This is a genomic window from Streptomyces sp. NPDC056452, from assembly GCF_042796085.1.
In the GTDB taxonomy this organism is placed as follows: Bacteria; Actinomycetota; Actinomycetes; order Streptomycetales; family Streptomycetaceae; genus Streptomyces.
This window is the reverse complement of sequence record NZ_JBHTRI010000026.1, coordinates 1-24277: the sequence shown is the minus strand read 5'-3', so window position 1 is coordinate 24277 and position 24277 is coordinate 1. Positions and strand designations below refer to the sequence as shown.

Here is a 24277-nt window from a genome sequence, read left to right as displayed (position 1 = left end):
ATGAAGCTTCTTCTCCTGCTGGGTGCCACGTTCTCCCTGTCGCTTCGGCGGACTCTGACGCACCGTGTCAACTTCGTCTTCGACCTTGCCCAGTCGATCGTCGGCATCGGCACGGTCCTGGCGACGACGCTGGTCATCTTCGACCGGACAGGTGCCCTTGCGGGCTGGACGAGGCCGGAGATGTTCGTCCTCATCGGAGTGTTCGCGCTGGTCTCCGGGATCAGGGCGGCCCTGATCGACCCCAGCCTGACGAAGTTCGTGGGCACGATCCGGGACGGCACGCTCGACGAGGCGTTGTTGCGGCCGGCGCCGAGCTGGTTCACCGCCACGAACCGTGAGCATGCGCCGCTCGCCCTCGGGCAGGCGTTCCTCGGGGTCGGCATCCTCGTCGCCGGCGTCGGGGGCCTTCCCGCTGCCCCCGGACCGGTGAACACCGTCGTGGCCGTGATCCTGACCGGCTGCGCGGTCGCCATCTCGTGGGCGATCTCCGTGATGGTGGCCAGCCTGGGCTTCTGGGCGGGGCGCTTCGAACTTGCCCCGCTGACCGCCTCGCTGTGGGACGTCGGAAGATATCCCGCGGGTGTCTACGGAAGTCATCTGCGAAGCATTGTCACCTATGTGATTCCGCTCGCCGGAATGATCACGTTGCCCGCAGAGGCGTTGACTCGCCCCGATCCTCTGGTGGCCCTGCCCGTCGGGCTGGCGGTGACGGCGTGCTTTGTCCTGCTATCAATGATCATGTTCAGTCAGGGGGTGAAAAGGTATACCGGTGCCACGTCCTGAGTCCCGAGCGAGCAACTCGGTCCGCATGTGAGTAGGGGCGGGCGAGGGGTCTCGGCTTTTCGATGGGGTGGGCCCTTCGGTGTCAACAACTCGCTTACGACTGAGGGTCGTTGACACTTGTAGGAGAACTTTCTAAGGTTGGTGACCGGGGCGGAGAGCGCTCTCTTTCCGATCGCGCCGATTCCGGTCCTGCTCTTCGGGGCCGGCCCGAATACCGCACACGCGGTCGTCGCTCTCGCCGCAGTCGTGGCCTTCACGGCTGCCCGGAGCCGCATTCCACAGGGCGGTTTCCATACGGGTGAGGACGGCAAGGACGCGCTCACCGACGCTGCCCGGACGCGGGTTGTGGTGAGCGCGGGATCCGTGGTGCGAGGGCCCCGGGACGGGGCCGTGACGTGCCGAAGAATCGACATCAGTGCCTGTTCGGGCACCTGACCGTGAGGATTGTCTTGTTCGAGCGACGTAATCAGAATGCAGCCGCGAAGGCCACCGGGACCGTCGGCCGTAGGAAGCGGTACTTGAGCACCCTCACCGTGGCGGCCTCGATGGTCACCCTGGTGGGACTGGCCGCGGCACCCGCCTCCGCGAGTGCGGCGGACTGTGAGTTCAGCAAGACCCTCTGTCTGTACTCGGGCGAGAACTTCACGGGCGAGAGGATCACCCTCAGTTCCCTCGTCCCCGGTGGGACCTGCATCAATCTGGACGAGTCCGGATGGGTCGTCCCGGCGAGATCGGCCGTCAACACCCACACTGCGAGCGCCGCGCTGTTCGCCAACGAGGACTGCACCGGCGGACCGAACCAGGTGTCGGGCAGCTCGAGTCGTGCCAGTCTCGGCGACTTCGTGACGCTCAGCGTCTGGGTGGCCGGCTGACGGGCCACTCCCGTCACCGACCGAGGGGTGCCCGGTGACCGGGCACCCCTCGGACCCATGGGAACCGATCTGACGAATTCTCCGTGCGAGGAAGACGCACCGGCGGACAACCGGAGCCACGGAGCAGGACAGCAGCCGCACAGGCGCGTCAACGGATGGAGATTCCTCGCGTGAACCCGAAGCCGGAAGCACGTGGCTCACTGGTGCGAGGGCGTGTTGCCACGTCCTTGCTGTTCCTGCTGTTCGGCACAGCTCTCGGATGCTGGACGAGCCGCATCCCCGCGATCAAGAGCGACCTCGGACTGAGCGACGGACTGCTCGGCCTTGCCCTGCTGGCCTTCGCCGTGGGCGCCATCGCCGGAATGATGGGCCTGGGAAGACTCGTCGACCGGTGGGGGAGCACGCGGGTCATGGTGCCGACGGCCCTCCTCGAAGGGCTGCTCCTCATCCCTCCCGCATTCATGCCGACGCTGGTCACCCTCATGGCGGCGCTCTTTCTCTTCGGCCTCGTCCACGGCACCCTGAACATCGCGATGAACGCGAACGGGATCGAGGTCCAGCGGGCCTGGGGCCGCCCGATCGTGTCGTCGTTCCACGCCGTCTACAGCATCGGCGGCTTCCTGGGTGCCGCGATCGGCGGGCTCTTCGCCCATCAGGACGTGAGCCCGGAGGTCACCTTCGCCGCCGTGGGTGCCGGTGTGGTGCTGCTCGCCGTGTGGGCCGCGGTGTGGGCCCTGCCGCAGGACGTACCGGCGACACCGCCCGGGTCCGGGTCCGGGGCAGGGACCGGTGGCGGGGGCGTCTCACGCTCGTTCTACCTCCTGTTCCTCGGTGCGCTGGCCATGTGCACGCTGGTGGGGGAGGGCACCGCGGCGGACTGGAGCGCCGTCTACCTGCACGAGAGCCTCGGCAGCACACCGGCTTTCGCCACAGCCGCGTTCGCCGCGTTCTCGGTCACCATGACGATCGGGCGGCTGCTCGGAGACCGGCTCGCCGAGCGGTTCGGGCCGGTGCAACTCGTCCGTGGCTGCGGGGTGCTGGCCTCGGTGGGCATGACCGCGGCCCTGCTGATCGGCCACCCGGTGGCCGGCGTCATCGGGTTCGCGTGCCTGGGTGCGGGGATGTCCTGCATCGCTCCGCAGGTCTACTCGGCCGCGGGGCAACGTGATCCCGCACGTGCCGGCGCCGCGCTGTCCCTCGTCGTCAGCCTCGGGTACGTCGGCTTCCTCATCGGCCCACTGGTGATCGGCGGCGTCAGCACCTTCACGGGACTCCCCGTGGCCCTGGGCATTCCCGCGCTCCTGATCCTGTTCGTGGTGCTCGGCGCGTCCGCCCTGCGTCCCCCCGGGCCGACTGCCCCGGCACCCGTCGAGGAGAAGCCGCTCCGCGATGCCGACCGCTCGGGACTGGCCTAAGGGCTGTCCCGCAATCCCTGGCGGGCGCACGACGACAGCTACGGCACCTCGCCGCGTTGTCGGAACGCCCGAATACATCCAGTATGCGAGCGTCCCTCCGCCTTGCGATGCACCGCATCTGACGCCGCGCGCTGATCCACCAGGGATTGCGGGACAGCCCTTAGGGAAGCGGCAACTGAGCTCGCCCCACGTTTGCTTGAATGCGAAGAGCCGATGCCCGGTACCGGTTGACCGGGCATCGGCGCATCCGACGACCCGCACGAGACGAAGGCGGACAGTTGCGCATCACAGAGTGTCATTTCGAGTTCAGTGGATTCGACGACCATCTCGTCAAGGCCGGGACATCCGTCTACCTATGGAATCTCGCCCGGCAATTCAGGGATGCCGGGCACCAGGTAGGCGCCGTGACCGCTGCGCACGGACTTCTCCCCGTTCTCCGTGAGAAGCACGAAGTCGTCGATCTGGACTGGCGGATCGAAGACGATGTCCCGATCGCCCTGGATCCGTCGCAGTGGCCGGGATTCCCCGAAGTGCTGACGCTGCACATTTCGGCCCGCGCTCACCGGATCACCGTGGACGGCATCGACATCGTCCTGCTGAGCAGCGACTTGCTCGACCAGTACCCCGAATCCTTCTACCCGCCCCAGGAACTCCGGGGAAAGGACGCCGCGGCCCTCAAACCGCTGGTGTTCCAGGTGGTGGCGGCCCGCTACCTCCGGGACCGGATACCCGCCGACACGGTCATCCATCTGCACGAGCCCTTCTACCACTACCTCCTGCCCGGCCTGCTGGCCGGTCACGGATTCCACGTCGTTTCCACCGTGCAGACCAACATGGCGGTCAATACCAAGGTCTACGGTCCTGAAGTGCGAAGCGTCCTCGCGCACTTGGGATCCGACACCTCCGTGGCCGAAGGCCTCGCCGATCCTCCCCTGGACTCGCATCTGGACCGGGCGATGCGGGGGTTCCTTCCGCAGACCCTTCTGTACCAGGACTGTCCGGAGCGGCCGGGCCACGACTACATCACCATGCTGGGCCTGGTGATCCGCTCCGTGGAAGCGATGGACTTCCTGTCCGAGGGCCAGCTGGACCACGCCCTGACCCAGGCGGAGACACCGTTCGAGCAACTCTTCCAGCAGCTGACCGTCCGGCGAGAACTCAGGTCGCGGACCGATCAGTTGGTCGTCGGAGGCTGCGCCATAGGCGACGAGTGGCTGGACGTGCCGCGCACCGACGAGCGCCGCGAGCGGACCCTCACCGGTCTGGGCCTCGACCCGGCACTGCCGACGATCTACCACAACGCGCGCTATTCGGTGCAGCACAAAGGGCAGAAGGAGCTGTTCCGGGGAATCCGCCGGCTCCTGGACGGGGGAGACCGCTGCAACGTGCTGCTCCACTGTCTCGCCCCCAGCCCCCCGAACGACGAGGACCTGGACGCACTCGCCCGCGACTACCCGGAGCTGGTCCGCGCCGTCACCGGCCCCATGGGCAACCCCGAACTGAAGGACTGGGCCGCCGCGAGCGATTTCTGCGTCTTCCCGTCCAAGTTCGAGATGGACACCTTCCTGATGGCCATGGGGGAGGCGATGGCCTGCGGCTCCATCCCGATCGCGACCGCGCAGCGGGGCATGCGCCACTTCCTCCACAGGACCGATCCGGTCGCCGAGTACGCCACCGGGCTGGCCCTGCCACGCTCCTTCCGGGTGGACGACGACCTGCTCACCGAGGCCGTTCACCTGGGGCTCGTACGCATGCTCAGGCTGTGGCAGGACGACCCTGACCGCATCGGCACCCTGCGGGCCCGAGCGACAGAGGTCGGCCGGAGCTTCACCTGGCAGGCGGCGGCAGGACGCTTCCTGGCGGTGTTCGCCGCGTGCCTCGCGGGAACCCGGCCCGCCGACGCCACCCCGGCCGTCCGCGCGGTGGTCGAGAGGGAGGAACGGGACGGTACCGGCGCGCAGTTCGATGCCGCGCAGGGATCCGCACACCAGGTCGCGGACGGCGTCGAGGTGCGGTGGCGCGGGAAGAACACCAGCCGTGTCGAGATCGTGCCGACGCGGCCGGGCGCCGATGCCGTGGCGCTGGAGCCGGACGCCGACGAGTTCTCCGGCCTGGTGCCGTCCGCTCCCGCCGGCACGCTGGCGGTGCTGGTCACGGACCGGGACGGAAGGTCGGTCTGGGGAGAGCTACCCGTGCGGACCGACGCCCCCGCCCCCTGACAGCCGTCCGGGCGGCCCGTACGCCCGGCAGAGCCGTCACCCCGGCAGGTTGAGGGTGACCCCCACCTTCTCCAGGATCGACTCACCGGCGATCACCGGGCTCATCCGCTCGCCGCCACCGACAGGGGCGGCGAGCGGAACGATCTCCGCGTCGGGGTCGGCTTCGAAGAAGTAGACGAGCGAGACGAGTTCCTCGTCCGGCGCCTTGTCGCTGGGCGCGAGCACCCGGTGCCGCAACGAACGCCAACGGCCGTCCGACCACAGGTTCATCAGGTCCCCGAGATTCACCACCAGCGTGCCCGCCTCGAACGGCGGCGCGAACCAGCCGTCCTCCTCGTTCCAGACCTCCAGACCCCCTACCCCCTGCTGGCGGTCCAACAGGCTCAGGGTGCCGAAGTCCGTGTGCGGGCCGACCCGCATCTGTCCCTCCCGCACGCTGCCGACCGTGCGGAGCGAGGGGTACCAGTTGACGTTCTGCGTCCAGGTCGCGCGGGTCGACTGCCCGGTGAAGTGATCACGGGGGAGTCCGAGGACCGCCGCCAGCACCTCCAGCACCTCCAGGGAGATGCGCGTCATGTGCTCGGTGTACTCCAGTGCCACGTCGCGCAGTTCGGGCAGTTCCGCGGGCCACTTGTTCTCCGGGTAGTACAGCGTGTCGAACGCTTCGTCGCCGGTCCTGTGCGACGGGCCGACGTGGTAGGCCTCGTGCAGGTCCGGTGTCCCGGGATTGCCGTCGATGGCGCCCACCTCCAGCGCGCCCAGACCCCGGTACCCGTTGTCGTAGGGGCGGCTCACCGCGTACCGGCCCTTCGTCTCCGCGGGCAGGCCGAAGAACGCGCGCCCTTCGAGGCGCATCCGACGGGTCAGCTCCTCCGGGACCCCGTGACCGCGCAGGAGGAAGAGCCCGGTCTGCCGCAGAGCGGCATCCAGCTCCTCGGCGATCTCCGCGCGGCGCTTGCGGCCCGCCTTGTTCCATTCGTCCAGGTCCAGAACGGGGACGCTGCTCACCATGGCTCTCTGCCCTTCGATTCGACTCTGGTTCGGTTCGGGTGCGGTCTTCGCGACCAGGCGGGTTCCGCTCAGCCGGCGGGGGTCCCGGCCGGCTGTTCCTCCGCGTCGGCGACCGGTCCGGCGTCCTTCGGCACGGCGAAGCGGTTCCGGTCGCCGATGGTCGACGACGCCTTCCAGGTGAGCGCGGGGATGTGGGCGTTGAGGAGTTCGCCGTCCTCGCGCAGCACGGCCGACGACGGGTGGTACATGTGCAGGAGCGGGTCGTCGTAGTGGTCGAACGCCGAGTGCGTGTCCATCCGGTAGGCGAAGTCGTTGTCCTCGCCGCCCCAGCCCTCGAAGCGTTCGTCCATGCCCCCGATGCGGTGGAAGGCGCTCGTGCGCACCCAGACGCAGCAGCCGGGCGGCCGCCGCAGGACGAACGCGCGCAGGTGACCGGCGTCCGCCTCCGGGGCCCCCTCCCACAGACGCTCGGTGATGGCCCGGGACGTCGAGGCCTCGTCGAGGCACCACATGTCCCGGTAACTGAGATGGCCCATCGTGCCGGTGTGCCGGAAGCGCTCGGCGTTGCGCGCGATGAAGTCGCGGTCGGCCAGGACGTCCGCGTCCAGGATGCAGACGGCCTCGGGGCGGACCGGCGCGTTCACCACCCCGACGTTGACCGCCCAGGACTTGTTGAAGTGGCCGGTCTTGTGCGCGAACAGATAGTGATCGGTGTACGGGGTGATGACGGCGCGGCTGCGCGGGGTCTCGTCGGTCTCGACCACCATCACCCGGTAGGACGCCCTGGGCGCGGACTGGTCGCGCAGGGACATCAGACAGGCCAGCAGATTCCTCAGCCGCCGGCCCGCCCCCCGGTCGCGGAAGGGCACGACGACGAGGATCTCCGCATCCCCTCCGTCGGCGACGGCACCGCCGGGGCGGCCGCGGAGCATGTCCGCGGAGATGTCGCCGCCGGGACGCGATCCGTCGTAGCCCGGTCCCAGGTGGTACCCCAGGCGGGAATTCGACTCCGCCCGCCAGGCGTGCGTGAAGAGCTCGTCGATGCCCGGCTCACCGCCCGCCCGCGAGAGTTCGGCGAGCCGCTCGCGCAGGGAGCGGTGCACGGCCGGATCGGCAGGCGTGTCCCTCAGTGCGCGGACGAGGCCGCCGACGGCGGTGTCCTCGATCCGCTCGGCCGCCTCGACGACGGCCCGGCGGTGCGGCAGGCTGCGTTCCCAGTAGAAGATGCTGGCCTCACGGGCCTGCGGATCGAATTCCACTGCGAGTGTGGTGACCACGGCGGTCGACAGGACGACGGGGTCGACGGGGATCAGAGAAGACACTGCGGGTCCTTCGGGTCGGGCGTCGGATACGGGACTGTCGTGCTGATGAGGGGGCGGCGGACCGAGGCGCCGGACGACCCGCATGAGGACGACTGCGACGAGGGCGAGCGCACTGAGAGTGCCCAGCGAGGCGGGCAGGCCGACCCCTTCGGCGAGGAACCCGATCACCGGCGGCACCACGATGGGGCCCATGCCACTGATGCTGGAGACCACCGCGATGCCCAGCCCCTCGCTCTCACGGCCCAGTTCGCCGGCCCTGGAGAGGACCACGGGCAGAACCAGCGACAGGCCCAGACCCATGACGAGGAAACCGGCCAGGGCGGCCAGGGTGTGCGCGGCCAGCAGGGCCAGCAGGAAACCGGTGCCCGCCAGGGCGGTCATCCAGGTGATGACCCGCCACTCGCCCCAGCGCGCCAGCACACGGCCCCCGAGCAGCCGGCCCGCCACCATGGCCAGCGAGTAGACCACGAAGCCGAGGGAAGCGTGCCCGACGGACGAACCGAGGTCCTCGTGCAGGTAGATCGATCCCCAGTCACCCACGGCCCCCTCCGCCGCCAGGCTGCAGAAGCCGATGATCCCGAGCAGGATCAGGGGAAGGCGTTCCGGGCGGGGCAGGGTGAGGCCCTTCCGGCGGCGGTACCCGACCGCGGGACCGTCGGGCGGGGACGGCAGCAGCCACCTGGAGACGAGCAGGGCCGTTCCGCCGGTCAGCACGGCGGCCGTGGTGAAGTGGGCCGTCGGCGACAGACCCGAAGCGGCCGCACCGCCCCCCGCCAGCGCCCCGAGAAGTCCACCGATGCTGTACAGACCGTGGAAGGACGACATCACCGGCCGTCCGTACAGTCGTTCCACCGCCACCGCCTGGGCGTTCATGGCGATGTCCACGGAGCCGAGGGCCGCCCCCATCAGGGCCAGTGCGCAGCCCAGCGTCACCGCGTCGACGGCGAGCGACGGCGCGATCAGCGAGACGCAGCAGACCACGGAGGTCAGCCGGGTGACGGTCAGGCTGCCGTGGCGGGCCACGAACACCGCGGCGAACGGACGGGCGGCCACCGCGCCCACGGCGATGCCCAGCAGCGCCAGACCGAACGGCCCGCTGTCCGCGTGTACGTGCGCCTTGATGTCGGGCACCCGTGACACCCACCCGCCGAACACGCTGCCGACCACCAGGAAGACGGCGGAGGTCGCGACCCGGGCTCTTCGCACCTCGTCCGGCGGGGCGACCCTCAACGGTCCCACCACCGGGCCCTGCCGGTCGCCCGGCGCCGCGCCTCGGTGGCGAGTTCGTAGGGCAGCGAACCGTCGGGCATGCGCACCATCTCGATGTACAGGCCGAGCCCGGTGCGCACGTACACCCACCGGTCCCCGGCCAGGGGACCCTCCTCGATGGTCTCGGGTTCTGCCAGCACGGTGCAGCCGGGCCGGCTGCCCAGGTACGAGGCGGCGGCGTCGACGTCGTCGACGTACAGGGCGAGATGGCTGCCGCCCACGTCGCTGTTGCGCGGCGGACGGCGCCGCCCGCCGGAGGTGTCCCGGTAGCAGTGGAGCTCGATGGTGTCGGTCGGCCCCATGCGCAGCGCCGCCTGGTCCAGGCGTCCTCCGGCCGGCACGCCCAGGGCCGCCGCCAGTTCGGGGTCGTCGAGTGCGACGGTGCGGCGGTACAGCGGTTCCGCGCCCAGGACGTCGACGAAGAACGTCTCGGCTTCGTCCAGGTCGGCGACGGTGTACGCGAGATGGTCGAGGTTGCGGGCTCCGGGAAGGGCGGACGGGGCGGTCACGCCGTCGTCGCGGTTGCTCCAGACCGGGCAGGGGCCGAACCGGCGTGCCGAGGTGTCCTTCTCGTACGGCAGTGGGTCCGGGACCGAGCGCAGCTCGACCGGCTGGCCCCAGGGCGTGCTCAGCAGAACCCACCGGACGCCCGCGTCGGGCAGCCCGTCGGGGACGGTGCGTACGGGACCCAGGGGCAGCGACCCCGCCCGCTCCCGCAGCGCGGCTGACGCCACGTCGACGTCGTCGACCCGCAGGGCGAGACGGGTGCTGCCGACATCGTGGGGGCGCGGTGGGGTCGCCCGGTGGTCGGGCGACCGATAGGCGAACAGCTCCAGGTTGGTCGTCGGCCCCAGCCGTACCAGCGCGATCTCCGTACTTGCCCTGGGGTGGGTGTCGAGGTGCTCGCGCATCCAGTCGTCGTCATGGGCCAGCGGGGGAAGCCGGTAGACAAGCTCACCGCCCAGTGCCCGGACCGCGAAGTCGACCGCGCTGTCCAGATCCGGCACGGTCAGTGCCATGTGGTCGACGCGGCGCGCGCCCGGCACGGCGGGCCCCTTCCCCACCGCGGCGCCGTCCGCCCGCGTACCGTCGCCCGAACCCGTCTCCGCCACCACACGCACTCCTCGTCGTGGATCGATGTCATGCCCGGTTCCCGGTCGCGCCGGACCTGTGCGTCCGCGCGTCACCGGCCCGCCGTCCGCGCGGCCTGTTCCAGGAGGACACGGGTGCCCTCACGCACGCCCCGCACCGTCAACCCCGCAGTGCTGGGATGGACGGACAGCAGACCGCTCGCCAGGCAGGAGCGGGCCGGACGGTCCGCGTACCGGCCGCCCGCCCGGGGAACGGGCACCACGAGATCCCCGGGGACCCCGAGTCCCGCGGCGATGACGGCCGCCCAGTCCGCCCGTGAGATCTCCTCGGGACCGCCGAGATGCAGCAGGGGCGGAACGGAGTCCGCCAGGGTGAGGGCGGCCGTCACCGTCACCACGTCGTCGAGCAGCACCGGAGTGGTCCACTGGTCGAAGGGCGCCTCCACGGGCAGGCCCGCCCGCAACTTGTGCACGCAGGACGCGAAGAAGTTCAGCCACTTCGGCACCGTGGCCGGCTCCCAGCCGTAGATCAGACTCACCCTCAGCACGGTGGCGTCCGCGGCGTCGGACACGATCTTCTCCGCCGCCAGCTTCGCCCGCCCGTAGGTGTTTCCGGGCCTGGTGGGTGTCGTCTCGTCAGGCGTCCCGGAGGCGCCGTCGAAGACGTTGTCGGTGGAGATCAGCACGACGCGCCGGTCCCCGGCGGCCTCGACCACCTCCGTGGCGGCGTCGGCGTGCCCCGCCATCGCGGCATCCGGATGCTGTGTGCACCAGGTGACGTCCGACGGCCCGTGCACCAGCACGACGGCGTCGGCGCCCGAGCGGCCGAGAACGCTTCGGAAAGCACCGGGTTCGGTGATGTCCAGACGGGTCCAGTCAGGAGGCGGCAGGCCGTCGTCCCTCGCCTCCGGCGGGTTGCGCGAGGCGAGCAGGGCCGTCCCGCCCGAGCGCACGGCGTCATGGGCCAGGGCACGCCCCACGAATCCGCTACCGACGATGAGTGTGCGCACCCGTCACCTCCGATGCGGGGAGGGTCCGGGCCAGCATCTGCCCGATCCCGATCAGGCAGTGGTCGTCGTCCGCGGCGCCGAGGGCGAGCATGTCGCGTGTCTCGCCGTTGCTGAGCCCGAAGCACCCGAGCCTCGTCAGCTCGTCGCCCAGCAAGGTGAGGAAACGCTGCCCCACCGCGATGGCGAAGCCTCCGATGAACAGGTACCTGCGGATGCCGATCGCGGTGAAGATGCAGTTGACCGCGGATGCGAGCGGGACGAGTGCGGTACGCAGGACCGCGGTCGCGAAGGGGTCGCCCTCCCGGATCGCCGCGGCGAGCGCCTCGTTCGTCACACCCTCGGGCCGGTTCCCCGCAGGCCCGGCGAGCGCCGAGCGGGCGAACCCGCCGGGATCCTCGGCCGCTGCCCGGCGCGCCCCCAGCAGGACGCCGCGCCCGGACGCGATCGCCCCCAGGTGGCCCCGGCCGCCGCACTCGCACGGCGGGGCGCTGTCGCTCGGGTCGACGCGCCAGTGGCCTATCTCGCCACCGTGGCCGGCCTCGTCGATCAGCACCTCCCCGTGGCGGAACACCTTGCTGCCGATGCCCGAACTGACCGTGATGAGGCAGAACGGTGCCGCTTCGACGGCCGCGTACCGCCACGCGGCTGCGGTGATGTCGTTCGCGGCCAGGACCGGCAGCCCCAGACGCTGAGTCAGCAGGCGCCCGACCGGCAGCGGCTCCGCGTCGCCGCCCCACAGCGTGGGGCCCGCGAGCACGACTCCGTCGCGGCTCATCGGCCCCGCGAACGAGACCCCCACCGCGCTCGCGCCGGCTCCGGACGGCGAGTCGAGGTACGCCGCGAGCTCGGCTCCCAGCTGCTCCATCACCCGGTCCTGCAGGGCCTGCGCCGACAACGTCCCGTAGCGCCCCAGCCCTTCGGTGGCGATCCGGCGGATGTCCTCCACCCGGGAGCCGCCCCCGGTGACGCGGCCGATCCGCAGTGTCGTCCCGCCGAGGTCGGCCACGACATGGACCTGAGGACCGCCCACCGTGATGCTCTCCGCCGTCATGACCCGGCACCCCCTGCCGGTGCGTCGTCGCCGCAGTACTGAACCGTCCCGTCCTCCAGGACGATCGCCGACTCCAGCTCCGCGCCGGCCGCCACCTCGGCTCCGGGCAGCAGGACGCAGTCGCGCACCCGGGCGCCCGCTCCGATCCGTACCCCGGGGTAGGCGACGCTGCCCTCCAGCAGCCCCCGGTTGACCAGATCGGCCGGGACCATGCTGTGCCGGACGCCTGGTTCCTCCGTCACCAACCGCCGTGCCACCTCGGGCCGGACGGTGAGCGGCAGATCGGAGAGAGGCAGGGTCGGCTTCCCGCGCAACAGCCCGCGGTGCGCGCGGTGATAGCGGTCGACGGTGCCGATGTCCTCCCAGTAGTCGCGCACTTCGAAGCCGCGGATCCGCTCCCCGCCGGCCAGCATCGCGGGAATGACGTCCCGGCTGATGTCGTGCTGCCAGGAAGTTCCCTCGAGCTGCTTCAGATAGCGGCGTACGACGGTGGCGTCGAATACGCAGAAGGCCGCGAAGACCAGGTCGCTGGTCGGCTGCGGCGGCTTCTCGACGAAGCCGGTCAGGTTGCCCGACGCGTCGAACTCCACCATGCCGAAGAGGTGGACGTAGCGCCGCTCGATGCGCTGGAACGACACGGTCAGGGCGGCCCTGTCCGCCCGGTGCTGCCGGATCATCTCGCCGTAGTCGAACCGGTAGACGTGGTCGGCGTGCAGCACCAGGACCTCGGACACGCCGTCCCCGAAGATGTGCTTCTCCTTGCTCACGAGCGCGTCGGCGGTGCCGCGTTCGTGAGGTCCGGTCCGGTCCGGCAAGGTGCCGGGCAGTCCGGAGGGTGCACCGCGGTAGGCCTCGTCGTACGGTCCGAAGTGCACCCGGAAACCGGGTGTCCGGTTCCACACGGTGTGCAGGTCGTCCATGAGCCGCCGCTCCTCGTACTGCGACAGGAGCAGCACCTCGCGGAAGCCCGAACGGCGGGCGTTGTCCAGACTGAAGTCGATCAGGCGGCTGGTCCCGCCGAACGGGACCAGCGGCTTCGACCGGCCGGTCCCCAGGGGGCCCATGCGCCGCCCCTCACCGCCCGCCAGCAGTACCGCGCTCACCCCGTCCACTCAGGCACCCCTGCTTCCCGACATCGCGGCGAGTGCACCGGCACTCCCGCCGATCCGCCGGAGCTCCGCCAGCGCCCCGTCCAGCTCGGCCCGCGTGACGTCGTCGACGAAGCGAGCACCGCCGATCGACTCGGGCAGCGGCAGCAACTGCCGGCCGTCCCGGTGCTTGACGGTCTCCTCGAGCGCCTCGGCCATGAGCTCCGGCGTGCAGACGGGGTGCCAGGTCGGCAGCCCCAAGTCGTTCATCACACGGAGGATCCGCGACAGGTCGTTGTCGTCGAGCAGCCCCCTGCGGTACGCGAGCACCGCGCTGAACGCCATGTCCACGCAGACGGCTTCGCCGTGCAGCAGCTCGGGGAGCGCCTCCATCTCGATCCTGGGGGAGAAGGAGTGACCGAAGTCGACGAGCCGCTGTAACTGGTGCTCCCAGAGGTTGGGCTGCAGCTCCTCGAGCATGCCCTGGATCGCCAGCCGTATCACCTCGGCCCCGGCGGCTCCCCGGTCCTCGCTGCCGACCGACTGCATCCGTTCCTCGACCAGCCGTTGGCCGTGTTCGGCGAGGAGCGTGAAGAGGGAAGCATCCTTCACCAGGGCTATCTTCAGGATCTCTGCCAGCCCGTTGCGGATGTGCTGGGGGTCGAGCGTGGTCAGGAACCCCGGGTCGATCAGCGTCACGGCCGAAGGGTGGTAGGTGCCCAGACGGTTCTTGTGCCCATGGAAGTTGACCCCGGTCTTGGCGCCCACGGCTGCGTCGACCATGCCGATGAGGGTGGTGGGCACCCGTATGTAGGGGGTCGACCGCCGGTACAGGCTGGTCGCGAGACCGACCAGGTCGGTGAGTACACCGCCCCCCACGGCCAGGACCGGCTCCCGCCGCCGTGGCACGCCGAAGGCGTCCATGGACGCGACGATCCCGAAGACCGTGTCCATGCTCTTCACGGATTCGTGCGCCTCGACGACGCAGAACTCGTGCTCGACCCCCCGCGCGGCGAAGTAGGCGCCGATCCGGCGTCCGTACAGCGCGTACACGGTCGAGTCGATCACGATGAGCTGACGGCCCGGTCCGCCGCCGTCCGGTGAGCACGCCGCGGCCAGCGCCGGCTGGGACGGGTCCAACAGGCCGGTCAACAAGACGACTTCATAGCTGACGACCTTGCTGGCCCTCATGTGCCATGTGCGGTTTTGAGGTTGCTCGGCGCCGTGCAGGCTGTCCGGCCTCGGTATCGACTCTGCTGTCATTGCGGCGAGCATCTCCTCAGTTGCCAAGGATGCGGAGCGTGGTCCCCGGACGTCCGGGCTCGGTCACGGAGTGTGCGGTCCCAGGGACCGCCACCACTGGAGCGAAACGCTGTCGGGATCCAGACAGGGCGGAACCTTCATCGACTTCTGGGCTTTCCGGAATGTCCCGATGGTGACATCGATGTCACCGGACTCGACGGTGAACAGTGCGAGGTGGTCTCCCTGCCCGGCGCCCGCTCGGTCGTCTCCGTCCCACCACTCAAAACGCTCGGCGGTGACGAAATCGGGAATCGCCAGCACTTCGTCCAGATGGTATGTGTCGTACCACTCGTGATAATCCTCTTCGGAGCCGGGAACCGGGCGCGTGCGCACGGCCAGGACGAACTTGCCCACTTTTCTCTCCTTGAACGGACAGGAATGTCACCGGCGGCGTTGTTCGTTTATCGGCAGGAAAGTACCGCTGAGCGGCTGATGCCGGGCCGGCCGGGAGGAATTGCCGGACGTTCCCCTGGCTTTCCGGGGCGATTCGGACCGCCGGGTCGAGCCGGGAACAGGGCGTGGCAAAACGGATCATCGGGTGGCAATGCCGTTACTGTCCGGGTGGATGGTCGGATGGATCTTCCCAGCGGCAGTTATCGATCAATTGTTTTAAGTTCGAGCAATGGTGCGATCATTCAAGACCGGTGCTCCAGTTCAAGTCAAGGGCGCTGGAGGCGAGTTCAGGCCACGGCTCGCATGTGTTCAGGATGCTGGTTCTCTCGTGCAAATAGGCGATCGTCGCGTCCGATTTCGATCCCGCATTGTCAAGTGAATTGATGCGGGTGCGCTCTCCCGCCTGCACAAACGTCGTCCCCTCGGGGGGGTGCGCCGTGGGAGGGCTCCGCCCGTGGCCATGGCGTCGGCGGTCCGGTCGCGACAGTCGGGAACGAGCCCCGTCCGCCCGGGGGAAACCTCTGAGGTGCGTCGCGGGCGTCCCGGGTTCCGGTGTGGCGCGGGTGTGCGGTCCCGGCAGCCGGGTCGGGTCGCGCGCCTCCCGTGTTTGCTCAGCGGTCATACCCGCCCCCGCCGCCTCTGCTGAAACGACTCATCGGCGATGTCTGAAACCGGACGGGTGTTCGTCCTTCGATACCCGTGGCCGCTCCGGGCTGTCGCGGCAGGCCTCGTAGGCCGTGTGTCCGTGCCTGCCCGGGCGGGCGCGCGACCCGGCGTTTTGCATGGGCATGCGCGATGATGCATAATCTTCCTATGTCTAAGGTCCTCACCTCCCTTCCCGCCGGCGAGCGTGTCGGCATCGCCTTCTCGGGCGGTCTCGATACCTCGGTCGCGGTCGCGTGGATGCGCGACAAGGGCGCCGTCCCGTGCACCTACACCGCCGACATCGGCCAGTACGACGAGCCCGACATCGGCTCCGTTCCCGGCCGTGCGAAGGCTTACGGTGCCGAGATCGCGCGCCTGGTCGACTGCCGTGCGGCGCTGGTCGAGGAGGGCCTGGCCGCACTCACGTGCGGCGCGTTCCACATCCGCTCGGGCGGGCGCGCCTACTTCAACACGACGCCCCTCGGCCGTGCCGTCACCGGCACCCTCCTGGTCCGGGCGATGCTCGAGGACGACGTCCAGATCTGGGGCGACGGCTCGACCTTCAAGGGCAACGACATCGAGCGGTTCTACCGCTACGGTCTGCTCGCCAACCCGCACCTGCGGATCTACAAGCCGTGGCTCGACGCGGACTTCGTCACCGAGCTCGGCGGCCGCAAGGAGATGTCGGAGTGGCTTCTCGCCCACGACCTCCCCTACCGCGACAGCACCGAGAAGGCCTACTCCACGGACGCCAACATCTGGGGTGCCACCCACGAGGCCAAGACCCTGGAGCACCTGAACACCGGCGTGGAGACGGTCGACCCCATCATGGGTGTGCGGTTCTGGGACCCCTCCGTCGAGATCGCCACCGAGGACGTGACGATCGGCTTCGACCAGGGCCGCCCGGTGACGATCAACGGTGAGAAGTTCGCCTCCCCCGTCGACCTGGTGATGAAGGCGAACGCCATCGGCGGCCGGCACGGCATGGGCATGTCGGACCAGATCGAGAACCGGATCATCGAGGCCAAGAGCCGCGGCATCTACGAGGCACCGGGCATGGCCCTGCTGCACGCCGCGTACGAGCGCCTGGTCAACGCCATCCACAACGAGGACACCCTCGCCCAGTACCACAACGAGGGACGGCGCCTCGGCCGGCTGATGTACGAGGGCCGCTGGCTGGACCCGCAGGCACTGATGGTGCGCGAGTCGATCCAGCGCTGGGTCGGCACGGCCGTCACCGGCGAGGTGACACTGCGGCTGCGGCGCGGCGAGGACTACTCGCTCCTCGACACCACGGGCCCCGCGTTCAGCTACCACCCGGACAAGCTGTCCATGGAGCGCACCGAGGACTCGGCGTTCGGCCCGGTCGACCGGATCGGCCAGCTCACGATGCGCAACCTCGACATCGCCGACTCGCGCGCCAAGCTGGAGCAGTACGCCGGACTGGGCCTGATCGGCACCGCCAACCCGGCCATCGGCGCCGCACAGGCGGCCGCGACCGGTCTGATCGGCACCCTGCCGGAGGGCGGCGCCGAGGCCATCGCCTCCCGCGGCGAGGTCTCCGACGACGACGAGATGCTGGACCGCGCCGCGATGGAGTTCGGCACGGACTGACCCGCTCCGTCGAGCACAAGGCTCGGCACCCCTGCGGGGGTCGCACCACCGGACAGGCCGGCTCGGCGCCCACGGCGTCGAGCCGGCCTGCGCCGTTCCGCCCCGCCGCCCCGACGCAGCACCGTGTGGTGCAGGGTTGGCGCCGGGTGCCGCAAAGGCCGAGCCCGTTCGCCACACCCACCGCATCGGAGAAGAGCATCCGTATGAAGATCGTCGACGCGACGGTGGTCGTCACCAGCCCCGGCCGGAACTTCGTCACGCTGAAACTGACGACCGACGAAGGCCTCACCGGTCTGGGCGACGCCACGCTCAACGGCAGGGAACTGGCCGTCGTCAGCTACCTCACCGACCACATCGCGCCCCTGCTCATCGGTGTGGACCCGCACCGGATCGAAGACACCTGGCAGTTCCTGTACCGGGGCGCCTACTGGCGGCGCGGACCGGTGACGATGGCCGCCCTCGCCGCCGTCGACGTCGCCCTGTGGGACATCAAGGCCAAGGCGGCCGGGCTTCCGCTGTACCAGCTCCTCGGAGGTGCGAGCAGGGAGCGCGTCCGCACGTACGGGCACGCCAACGGCGGCGACATCCCGGAACTCCTGGACTCGGTCAGGGCCCGTCTCGACGAGGGGTACCAGGCGGTCCGCATCCAGTCCGGCATCCCCGGTCTGAAGGCCGTGTACGGGGTGCACAGCACGGACGACGACGGCTCGCCGGTCCTCCACCAGCAGGCCCGACCGCTGGTCGAGGACTGGGACAGTGACGCCTACCTCCGCCACGTGCCCGCTGTCTTCGACGCGGTACGCGCCGAGTTCGGCGGCGAACTGCCTCTGCTCCACGACGTGCACCACCGGCTCACACCGATGCAGGCCGCGCGGCTCGGCAAGGACCTGGAGCCGTACCGGCCCTTCTGGCTGGAGGACTGCACGCCTGCGGAGAACCAGGAGGCCCTTCGCCTGGTGCGCCGGCACACCACCACGCCCCTGGCCGTGGGCGAGGTCTTCAACACCGTCCACGACTACCAGACCTTGATCACCGAGCAGTTGATCGACTACGTGCGGTCCGCCGTCACCCACTTCGGCGGCGTCACCCCGCTGCGGAAGCTCTTCGACTTCGCCGCGCTGTACCAGATCAGGACCGCCGTGCACGGCCCGCAGGACATCTCCCCGGTCGGCATGGCGGCAGCCGTCCACCTCGACCTCGCCGTCCACAACTTCGGCATCCAGGAGTACTCGGGCCACACACCGCTCACCGAGGAGGTCTTCCCGCACGCCTACACATTCACCGACGGACACCTGCACCCGGGCGAGGCACCCGGCATCGGCGTCGAGCTCGACGAGAAGGCGGCGGCCGCCCACCCGTACGAAGCTGCCTACCTGCCGGTCAACCGACTCCAGGACGGCACCGTCCACGACTGGTGAGTCCCGGTCACCGCACGCGGCCTCGATCGGACACCCTTCGCGATGGACGTGTACGAATCAGTCAGGGGAAGGGATACCACCTCCGGGGTCGTCATCGACCGCCCGCGTCACCGGTCTGCGGCGAGGTCGTCGAGGCGGTCGAGAATGGTCTGGACGGTCTCTTCCGGTGTCTGCCGGGAGTTGTCGATCCACAGGCCCAGACGGGGGGTGTCCTCGCGCAGCGACGCGTCGAGAGCCTCAATGGTCCAGGCGCCGTAACCGGTCTTGGCCCGGCTTTCCTCCCGTGCCGCGACGACGTCCGGATCGGGGGACAGGACGACGATGTGGAGCGGTTCGGTTCTGATCAGGGCAGCGTAGTCCGCCAGGTCCTTGCCGAGGACGACGTCCTGGACCACCGCGGTCCAGCCCTGCGCCGCGTACGCGTCGGCGGTGGCGGCCGACAACCGGTAGCGCAGCCACAACTGTGCGAGAGCTTCCGGGGTCTCCTCCGGCATCAGCTCCTCACGGCCGGACACCATCATCCTGCGGAAGGAGTCGCCGCGGACGTGGGCGGCCTTCGGCAGCCGCTCGGCGAGCAGTTGGGCGACCGTGGACTTCCCCGCCGCCATGACACCCGTGATCAGCACGACGGGTGCTCCCGCTCCGCCCGCTCCCGCTGTCCGGGATTCGCTCGCTCCGGTCATTTCCGCCATGCCTCCTGTATCGCAGTGCTCGGATCCATCCGGAGGCATTCTTCCTGGAGGAAGGGGAGTAGCGGAGGCCCTCGCCTTGAGCGGCATCTCCTGGTACCCGGCCTCGGGGCGGGGCGAGAACTCCGGCTCCGCGATATCCGGTTGCACGGTCAGCGGTGAGCCGCTTGGGTCGGGCGGTGACCTTTCTCGATGACCTGGTACGCCCGGACCGCTATCCGCGCTCGTCCCGCTACGACCCGGGCTGGCTCCTCGGGCTGGACATGGGGCCGAACCCGTTGTGGCTGCTGGAGAACCTCGCTCAGGACCTTGATCTGCGCCCGGGCATGAGGGTTCTCGACCTCGGTTCCGGCAAGGGTGCGACATCGGTGTTCCTGGCACGCGAGTACGGCGTCCAGGTCGTGGCGGCGGACTGGTGGATCGGCGCGGAGGAGGCGGCGGCCGTCTTCGCCGAGGCCGGTGTCGGCGACCGGGTGGAGGCCGTGCACGCGGAGGCGCACGTCCTGCCGTTCGAGCACGAGAGCTTCGACGCCATCGTGAGCATCGACGCGTTCGAGTACTTCGGCACGGCGGACAACTACCTGCCGTACCTGCTTCGGTTCCTGCGCCCGGGTGGGCAGTTGGGCATGGCGACACCCGCGATGAACCGTGAGGTGCGGGACTTGGGGGCGATCCCTCCGCACATCAGGGAAGTCGTCGGATGGGAGGCGATCGCCTGGCACACGGCCGAGTGGTGGCGCTTCCAGTGGGAGATCACCGATCTGGTGACTGTCACGTCGGCACGGCTGCAGCCGGACGCCTGGCAGGACTGGCTGCTGTGGACACGGGCGTGCGCCGAGTTCCGGCCGGAAGACCGGGCGTCCGGTCAGCCTGTGATCGACATGCTCACCACGGACGCCGGCGAGTTCCTCAGCTTCGCACTGGTCACCGCGCGCAGGGTGAGCGCCGAGTGAGTGCCTGACCGGCACCGCTCGTAGCGGGCGGGTGTCAGTGCCGACTGCGATGCTGCCCGTATGGATGAGCTGGAGTTCATGCGCGGCAGGGTCTACGGGGCGGATCACGAGGATGCCGGACCGCTTCCGGGCCGCGCGTACGTGGAGCTGGTCGGCGGACCCCTGGACGGGCTGCTCCTGGATGTCACCGACTGGCCCGACCCCGCCCGTCACGAAACGGTCGCCCTGCCCACGGAGATCGGCCGCTACGGTCCGGGCGGCCGCGCCCTCTACGCGCCGCGGGCCGTGGAGCCGCGCCGGTTCCACTGGCGCGGAGACAGCCCCTGAGGGCTGTCCGACGCGCCGTTCCGCCGGGCCGGACACGGCTGTGGGAGAGCGACCGGACCGGTCGCTCTCCCACAGTGCCGTCCGCCGGGCGGCGGACCGGAGCGGACCTGACGGTCCGCCGCGATCAGACCGCCGGGGCCGGGTAGGTCGGGTACTCCACCCCGGACACGTGCTGAACCACGCGGATGACCTGGCAGGAGTAGCCGAACTCGTTGTCGTACCAGAGGTAGAGGATCGCGTTGTCGCCGTCGACCTTCGTGGCACCGGCGTCGACGATCGAGGCGTGCCGCGAGCCGATGAAGTCGCTCGAGACCGCGTCGGGTGCCGTGGTGAAGTCGATCTGACGCTTGAGCGGGGAGGTCAGCGACACGTTGCGGAGGTAGTCGAGGACCTCCTCACGGTTGGTCTCGCGTCCGAGCCTCAGGCTGAGGATCGCGATCGAGACGTCCGGAACCGGGACACGGATCGAGCTGCCGGTGATCGGCGCGTCGAGGTCGGGCAGCGCCTTGGCGACGGCGGACGCGGCGCCCGTCTCGGTGATGACCATGTTGAGCGGCGCCGAGCGGCCGCGGCGGTCCGACGGGTGGTAGTTGTCCAGCAGGTTCTGGTCGTTGGTGAACGAGTGGACGGTCTCCACGTGGCCGCGCAGGACGCCGTACTCGTCCGCCATCGCCTTCAGCGGCGGGACGATCGCGTTGGTGGTGCAGGACGCGCACGACAGGATCTGCTCGTCGGGCTTGATCGTGTCGTGGTTGACGCCGTGCACGATGTTGGGGACGTCGCCCTTGCCCGGCGCGGTCAGGACGACCTTGTCGATGCCGGGGCGCAGGTGCTTCGACAGGCCCTCGCGGTCGCGCCACTTGCCGGTGTTGTCGATGAGGATGGCGTTCTTGATGCCGTACGCCGTGTAGTCGACCTCCGACGGGTCTCCGGCGTAGATCACCTTGATCTCGTTGCCGTTGGCGACGATGGTGCTGTTCGCCTCGTCGACGGTGATCGTGCCCTGGAACTGGCCGTGGATGGAGTCGCGGCGCAGCAGCGAGGCGCGCTTGACGATGTCCTGCTCGCCGCCCTGGCGGACGACGATGGCGCGCAGCCGCAGGCCGTTGCCGGAGCCGGCCTTCTCGATGAGCAGGCGCGCGACGAGGCGGCCGATGCGGCCGAACCCGTAGAGGACGACGTCTCGCGGCTCGCGGCGCTCGATCTTGTTGGCACCGGTGGCGCCGGAGACGGCCTCGGCGGTGAACTCCTCCACCGAGAGGCCGCGGTCGTCGGCCTTGTACGTCGCGGCGAGCATGCCGATGTCGACCTGGGAAGGGCCGAGGTCCAGCGTGGTCAGAGCCCGCAGGAAGGGCAGCGTCTCGGTGACCGAGAGCTCCTCACCGGCGATCTGGCGCGCGAAGCGGTGGGTCTTCAGGAGGCTGACCACCGACTTGTTCACCAAGGAGCGGCTGTGAAGGAGAACGGTGACGTCCCCCTCACGGTGCAGCTTCCCGATGATGGGGATCATCGATTCCGCGATCTCCTCGCGGATCTTCCAGTCGGTGAACGAGTCGTCATTGACAGTCACAGGTTTATCTTTCGAGCTAGGAGGCGCTCATATGCTAACCCGACCTCCTTTTGATCATGCAGGGGGTGCCCTCGGGGGCCTGGCGGCGGTCATGGGCGGGCTCGTGGCCGCCATGGCCGGGGTGCCGGCATCGCGGTGGTGAAACGGGTCAGGGTCGCGGCCAAGGCCGTCCGCCGAGCCGCTCGATGCCGGTGTTGAACCGCTTGAGGTAGGCGGCGAAGGCGGCGATGTCCTGCTCCGGCCAGTCGGCCATGACCCGTCGCAGCGAGCGGACGGTGCGCTCGCGTTCCTCGTCCAGCAGGCGGACGCCCTCGTCGGTGATGCGGAACTTGCGGGCCATGCCGCCCGCGGGGTCGGGGATGCGCTCGGCCAGGCCCGTGTGCATCACGGCGGCGGTCTGCCGGTTGAGGGTGGAGGCGTCGAGCCCGAAGGCGTCGCTCAGTTCGCCGATCGACATCGGCCCCTGGACGCGGAGGCGGCTGAGCAGGATGTAGGCGCTGCGCTCCAGCCCGCCGTCCTTGGTGCGCCCGTCTCTGTGCTGCAGGAGTCCGTGGCGGCTGAGCAGCATCTGCTCGTACTCGACCTCGTACGTCGGCCTGCTCATGCGCGCGCTGCCTCCTGCACTTCCGCCTCGCCGGCACGTTGCGGTTCGCCTCGGCCGGGGCTCAAGTGTCGCACGACCATGTGCATCACACATATAACGTGCTTGATACATTCGATGTGTACGATGCACATTGCACCCGACAGATATGCGAGGAATCCCTCTATGGAAGCCCCCCAGCCCTCGGCCCGCGCAGGCGCCGTGGTCGCCACGCTGGCCTTCGCCGGCACCACGGCGGCCATCATGCAGACGCTGGTCACGCCCCTGATCGGGGAGCTGCCCCGGATCCTGCACACCTCGTCCGCGAACAGCGCCTGGGTGATCACGGTCACCCTGCTGGTGGCGGCCGTGTGCGTGCCCGTCACCGGACGGCTCGGTGACCTGCTGGGCAAGCGCAGGATGCTTCTCGCGTGCTCCGTGCCCCTCATCGTGGGTTCGGTGGTGTGCGCGCTCGCGTCCTCCGTCGTCCCCATGATCGTCGGGCGCGGTCTGCAGGGCATGGGGATGGGCATGGTGCCGCTCGGTATCGCCCTGCTGCGTGACGTGGTCCCCGCGGAGAAGCTGAGCTCCTCCATCGCGCTGGTCAGCGCCTCCATGGGCATCGGCGGCGGTCTCGGCCTGCCGATCTCCGCAGCCGTCGCCCAGTACACGAGCTGGCGGGTGCTCTTCTGGGGTTCGGCCGTGCTCGCCGTGACGATCGCCGCACTGATCTGGTTCATGATCCCGGACATCCCGGCGGGCGCCAAGGGCCAGCGTTTCGACGCACCCGGCGCGATCGGTCTCGGTGTGGGACTGGTCAGCCTCCTGCTCGCCGTCTCCAAGGGCGCCGAGTGGGGATGGGGCTCGACGCAGACGCTCGGCCTGTTCACCACCGCCGTCGTGGTCCTGCTGGCCTGGGGCTTCTGGGAGACCCGCACCCGGGATCCGCTGGTCGACCTGCGCACCACGGCCCGCCCCCGGGTCCTGCTCACCAACCTCGCGTCCGTGTTCATCGGGTTCGGCATGTACGCCAGCATGCTGATCATCCCTCAGCTGCTGCAGTTCCCCGATGCGACCGGTTACGGCCTGGGGCAGTCGATGCTCGCCGCAGGTCTGTGGATGGCGCCCGGCGGCATCATGATGATGCTCGTCTCGCCGTTCGGCGGAAAGCTCACCGACGCCCGGGGCCCGAAGTTCACCCTGATCTGCGGCTCGCTCGTGATCGCCGCGGGCTACGGCCTGTCGCTGGTCCTGATGGGCTCCGCATGGGGGCTGATGCTCGTCTGTCTGGTCATCAACGGCGGTGTGGGCCTCGCCTACGGTTCGATGCCCGCGCTGATCATGAGCTCGGTACCGCTCTCCGAGACCGCCGCCGCGAACGGCTTCAACACACTCATGCGATCCCTCGGAACCTCGATCGGTGCCGCGGTGGTCGGAGTGGTCCTGTCCCAGATGAACATCACCATGGGCGGCTTCAGCCTCACCTCGGAGAACGGCTTCCGCGCCGGCCTGGTCATCGGAGGCGGCGTCGCTCTGGTGGCCGCACTGATCGCGGCGGTCATCCCGGCCGCCCGCGCCGCCGGCGTTCTCGACAAGAAGGCCGAGGGGGCCGCCGTCGAGGAGCAGGCCACGGTGAAGGCCGCGTCGGCCTGATC

Annotated in this window: 20 protein-coding genes; 9 read left to right on the top strand and 11 right to left on the bottom strand. The window is 69.7% G+C overall.

All coding sequences use genetic code 11. The features are described 5' to 3' along the window. From ACFQ6X_RS24315 to ACFQ6X_RS24300, 4 genes are all read left to right on the top strand, one after another. Positions 1-783 (top strand): ABC transporter permease, encoded by a 783-nt coding sequence (locus tag ACFQ6X_RS24315; protein WP_383184465.1) that lies wholly within the window; start codon positions 1-3, stop codon positions 781-783. Between the two features lie 518 nt (positions 784-1301). Continuing rightward, positions 1302-1655, top strand: coding sequence for a peptidase inhibitor family I36 protein (locus tag ACFQ6X_RS24310; RefSeq protein WP_383184464.1), 354 nt, complete (start codon positions 1302-1304; stop codon positions 1653-1655). Positions 1656-1825: 170 nt separating this feature from the next. Then, on the top strand, positions 1826-3070 hold the full coding sequence (locus ACFQ6X_RS24305; protein ID WP_383184463.1) for an MFS transporter: 1245 nt from the start codon (positions 1826-1828) through the stop codon (positions 3068-3070). Positions 3071-3474: 404 nt separating this feature from the next. Continuing rightward, positions 3475-5289, top strand: coding sequence for a glycosyltransferase (locus tag ACFQ6X_RS24300; protein WP_383184462.1), 1815 nt, complete (start codon positions 3475-3477; stop codon positions 5287-5289). 36 nt (positions 5290-5325) lie between these two features. On the opposite strand, the gene ACFQ6X_RS24295 is transcribed toward ACFQ6X_RS24300, so the two are convergent. The 8 genes from ACFQ6X_RS24295 to ACFQ6X_RS24260 all read right to left on the bottom strand — a co-directional run bounded on the left by ACFQ6X_RS24295 (position 5326) and on the right by ACFQ6X_RS24260 (position 14787). After that, on the bottom strand, positions 5326-6300 hold the full coding sequence (locus tag ACFQ6X_RS24295; protein ID WP_383184461.1) for an isopenicillin N synthase family dioxygenase: 975 nt from the start codon (positions 6298-6300) through the stop codon (positions 5326-5328). Positions 6301-6368: 68 nt separating this feature from the next. Continuing rightward, complete coding sequence (locus ACFQ6X_RS24290) at positions 6369-8852, bottom strand: MFS transporter (RefSeq protein WP_383184460.1); 2484 nt, start codon at positions 8850-8852, stop codon at positions 6369-6371. Then, positions 8849-10006 (bottom strand): VOC family protein, encoded by a 1158-nt coding sequence (locus ACFQ6X_RS24285; protein ID WP_383184459.1) that lies wholly within the window; start codon positions 10004-10006, stop codon positions 8849-8851. Before ACFQ6X_RS24285 ends, ACFQ6X_RS24290 begins: the two co-directional genes overlap by 4 nt. 68 nt (positions 10007-10074) lie before the next feature. Beyond that, the gene (locus tag ACFQ6X_RS24280; protein ID WP_383184458.1) at positions 10075-10992 is read right to left on the bottom strand and encodes an SDR family oxidoreductase; all 918 of its coding nucleotides are present in this window, start codon (positions 10990-10992) and stop codon (positions 10075-10077) included. Continuing rightward, entirely contained in the window at positions 10970-12043 is a 1074-nt protein-coding gene (locus ACFQ6X_RS24275; RefSeq protein WP_383184457.1) for an ROK family protein, read from the bottom strand. The genes ACFQ6X_RS24280 and ACFQ6X_RS24275 overlap by 23 nt, the downstream gene beginning before the upstream one ends. Beyond that, on the bottom strand, positions 12040-13155 hold the full coding sequence (locus tag ACFQ6X_RS24270) for a sugar phosphate nucleotidyltransferase (RefSeq protein WP_383184456.1): 1116 nt from the start codon (positions 13153-13155) through the stop codon (positions 12040-12042). The genes ACFQ6X_RS24275 and ACFQ6X_RS24270 overlap by 4 nt, the downstream gene beginning before the upstream one ends. Beyond that, positions 13156-14394 (bottom strand): sedoheptulose 7-phosphate cyclase, encoded by a 1239-nt coding sequence (locus ACFQ6X_RS24265; protein WP_383184455.1) that lies wholly within the window; start codon positions 14392-14394, stop codon positions 13156-13158. It abuts the gene before it with no gap. Positions 14395-14457: 63 nt separating this feature from the next. Continuing rightward, entirely contained in the window at positions 14458-14787 is a 330-nt protein-coding gene (locus ACFQ6X_RS24260; protein WP_383184454.1) for a hypothetical protein, read from the bottom strand. A gap of 852 nt (positions 14788-15639) precedes the next feature. On the opposite strand from ACFQ6X_RS24260, the gene argG reads away from it, so the two are divergent. Together argG and manD are read left to right on the top strand one after the other, a co-directional pair. Next, the gene (argG, locus tag ACFQ6X_RS24255) at positions 15640-17085 is read left to right on the top strand and encodes an argininosuccinate synthase (RefSeq protein WP_383184453.1); all 1446 of its coding nucleotides are present in this window, start codon (positions 15640-15642) and stop codon (positions 17083-17085) included. A gap of 203 nt (positions 17086-17288) precedes the next feature. Further along, positions 17289-18503 carry a D-mannonate dehydratase ManD gene (gene manD, locus ACFQ6X_RS24250; protein WP_383184452.1) on the top strand — a complete coding sequence of 405 codons (1215 nt, stop codon included), beginning with the start codon at positions 17289-17291 and terminating at the stop codon, positions 18501-18503. A gap of 107 nt (positions 18504-18610) precedes the next feature. Here manD and ACFQ6X_RS24245 read toward each other — a convergent pair whose 3' ends face one another. After that, entirely contained in the window at positions 18611-19186 is a 576-nt protein-coding gene (locus ACFQ6X_RS24245; protein WP_383184451.1) for an AAA family ATPase, read from the bottom strand. Positions 19187-19371: 185 nt separating this feature from the next. On the opposite strand from ACFQ6X_RS24245, the gene ACFQ6X_RS24240 reads away from it, so the two are divergent. Beyond that, on the top strand, positions 19372-20145 hold the full coding sequence (locus tag ACFQ6X_RS24240) for an SAM-dependent methyltransferase (protein WP_383184450.1): 774 nt from the start codon (positions 19372-19374) through the stop codon (positions 20143-20145). 60 nt (positions 20146-20205) lie between these two features. Further along, positions 20206-20472, top strand: coding sequence for a hypothetical protein (locus ACFQ6X_RS24235; protein ID WP_383184449.1), 267 nt, complete (start codon positions 20206-20208; stop codon positions 20470-20472). 124 nt (positions 20473-20596) lie between these two features. On the opposite strand, the gene ACFQ6X_RS24230 is transcribed toward ACFQ6X_RS24235, so the two are convergent. Together ACFQ6X_RS24230 and ACFQ6X_RS24225 are read right to left on the bottom strand one after the other, a co-directional pair. Further along, positions 20597-22042: a glyceraldehyde-3-phosphate dehydrogenase gene (locus ACFQ6X_RS24230; protein ID WP_383184448.1), complete on the bottom strand. Its 1446-nt coding sequence runs from the start codon at positions 22040-22042 to the stop codon at positions 20597-20599. A 148-nt stretch (positions 22043-22190) separates the two neighbouring features. Beyond that, positions 22191-22646 carry a MarR family winged helix-turn-helix transcriptional regulator gene (locus ACFQ6X_RS24225; protein WP_383184447.1) on the bottom strand — a complete coding sequence of 152 codons (456 nt, stop codon included), beginning with the start codon at positions 22644-22646 and terminating at the stop codon, positions 22191-22193. A 162-nt stretch (positions 22647-22808) separates the two neighbouring features. Here ACFQ6X_RS24225 and ACFQ6X_RS24220 point away from each other — a divergent pair, with 162 nt between their 5' ends. Beyond that, the gene (locus tag ACFQ6X_RS24220; protein WP_383184446.1) at positions 22809-24275 is read left to right on the top strand and encodes an MFS transporter; all 1467 of its coding nucleotides are present in this window, start codon (positions 22809-22811) and stop codon (positions 24273-24275) included. Positions 24276-24277: the final 2 nt, after the last annotated feature.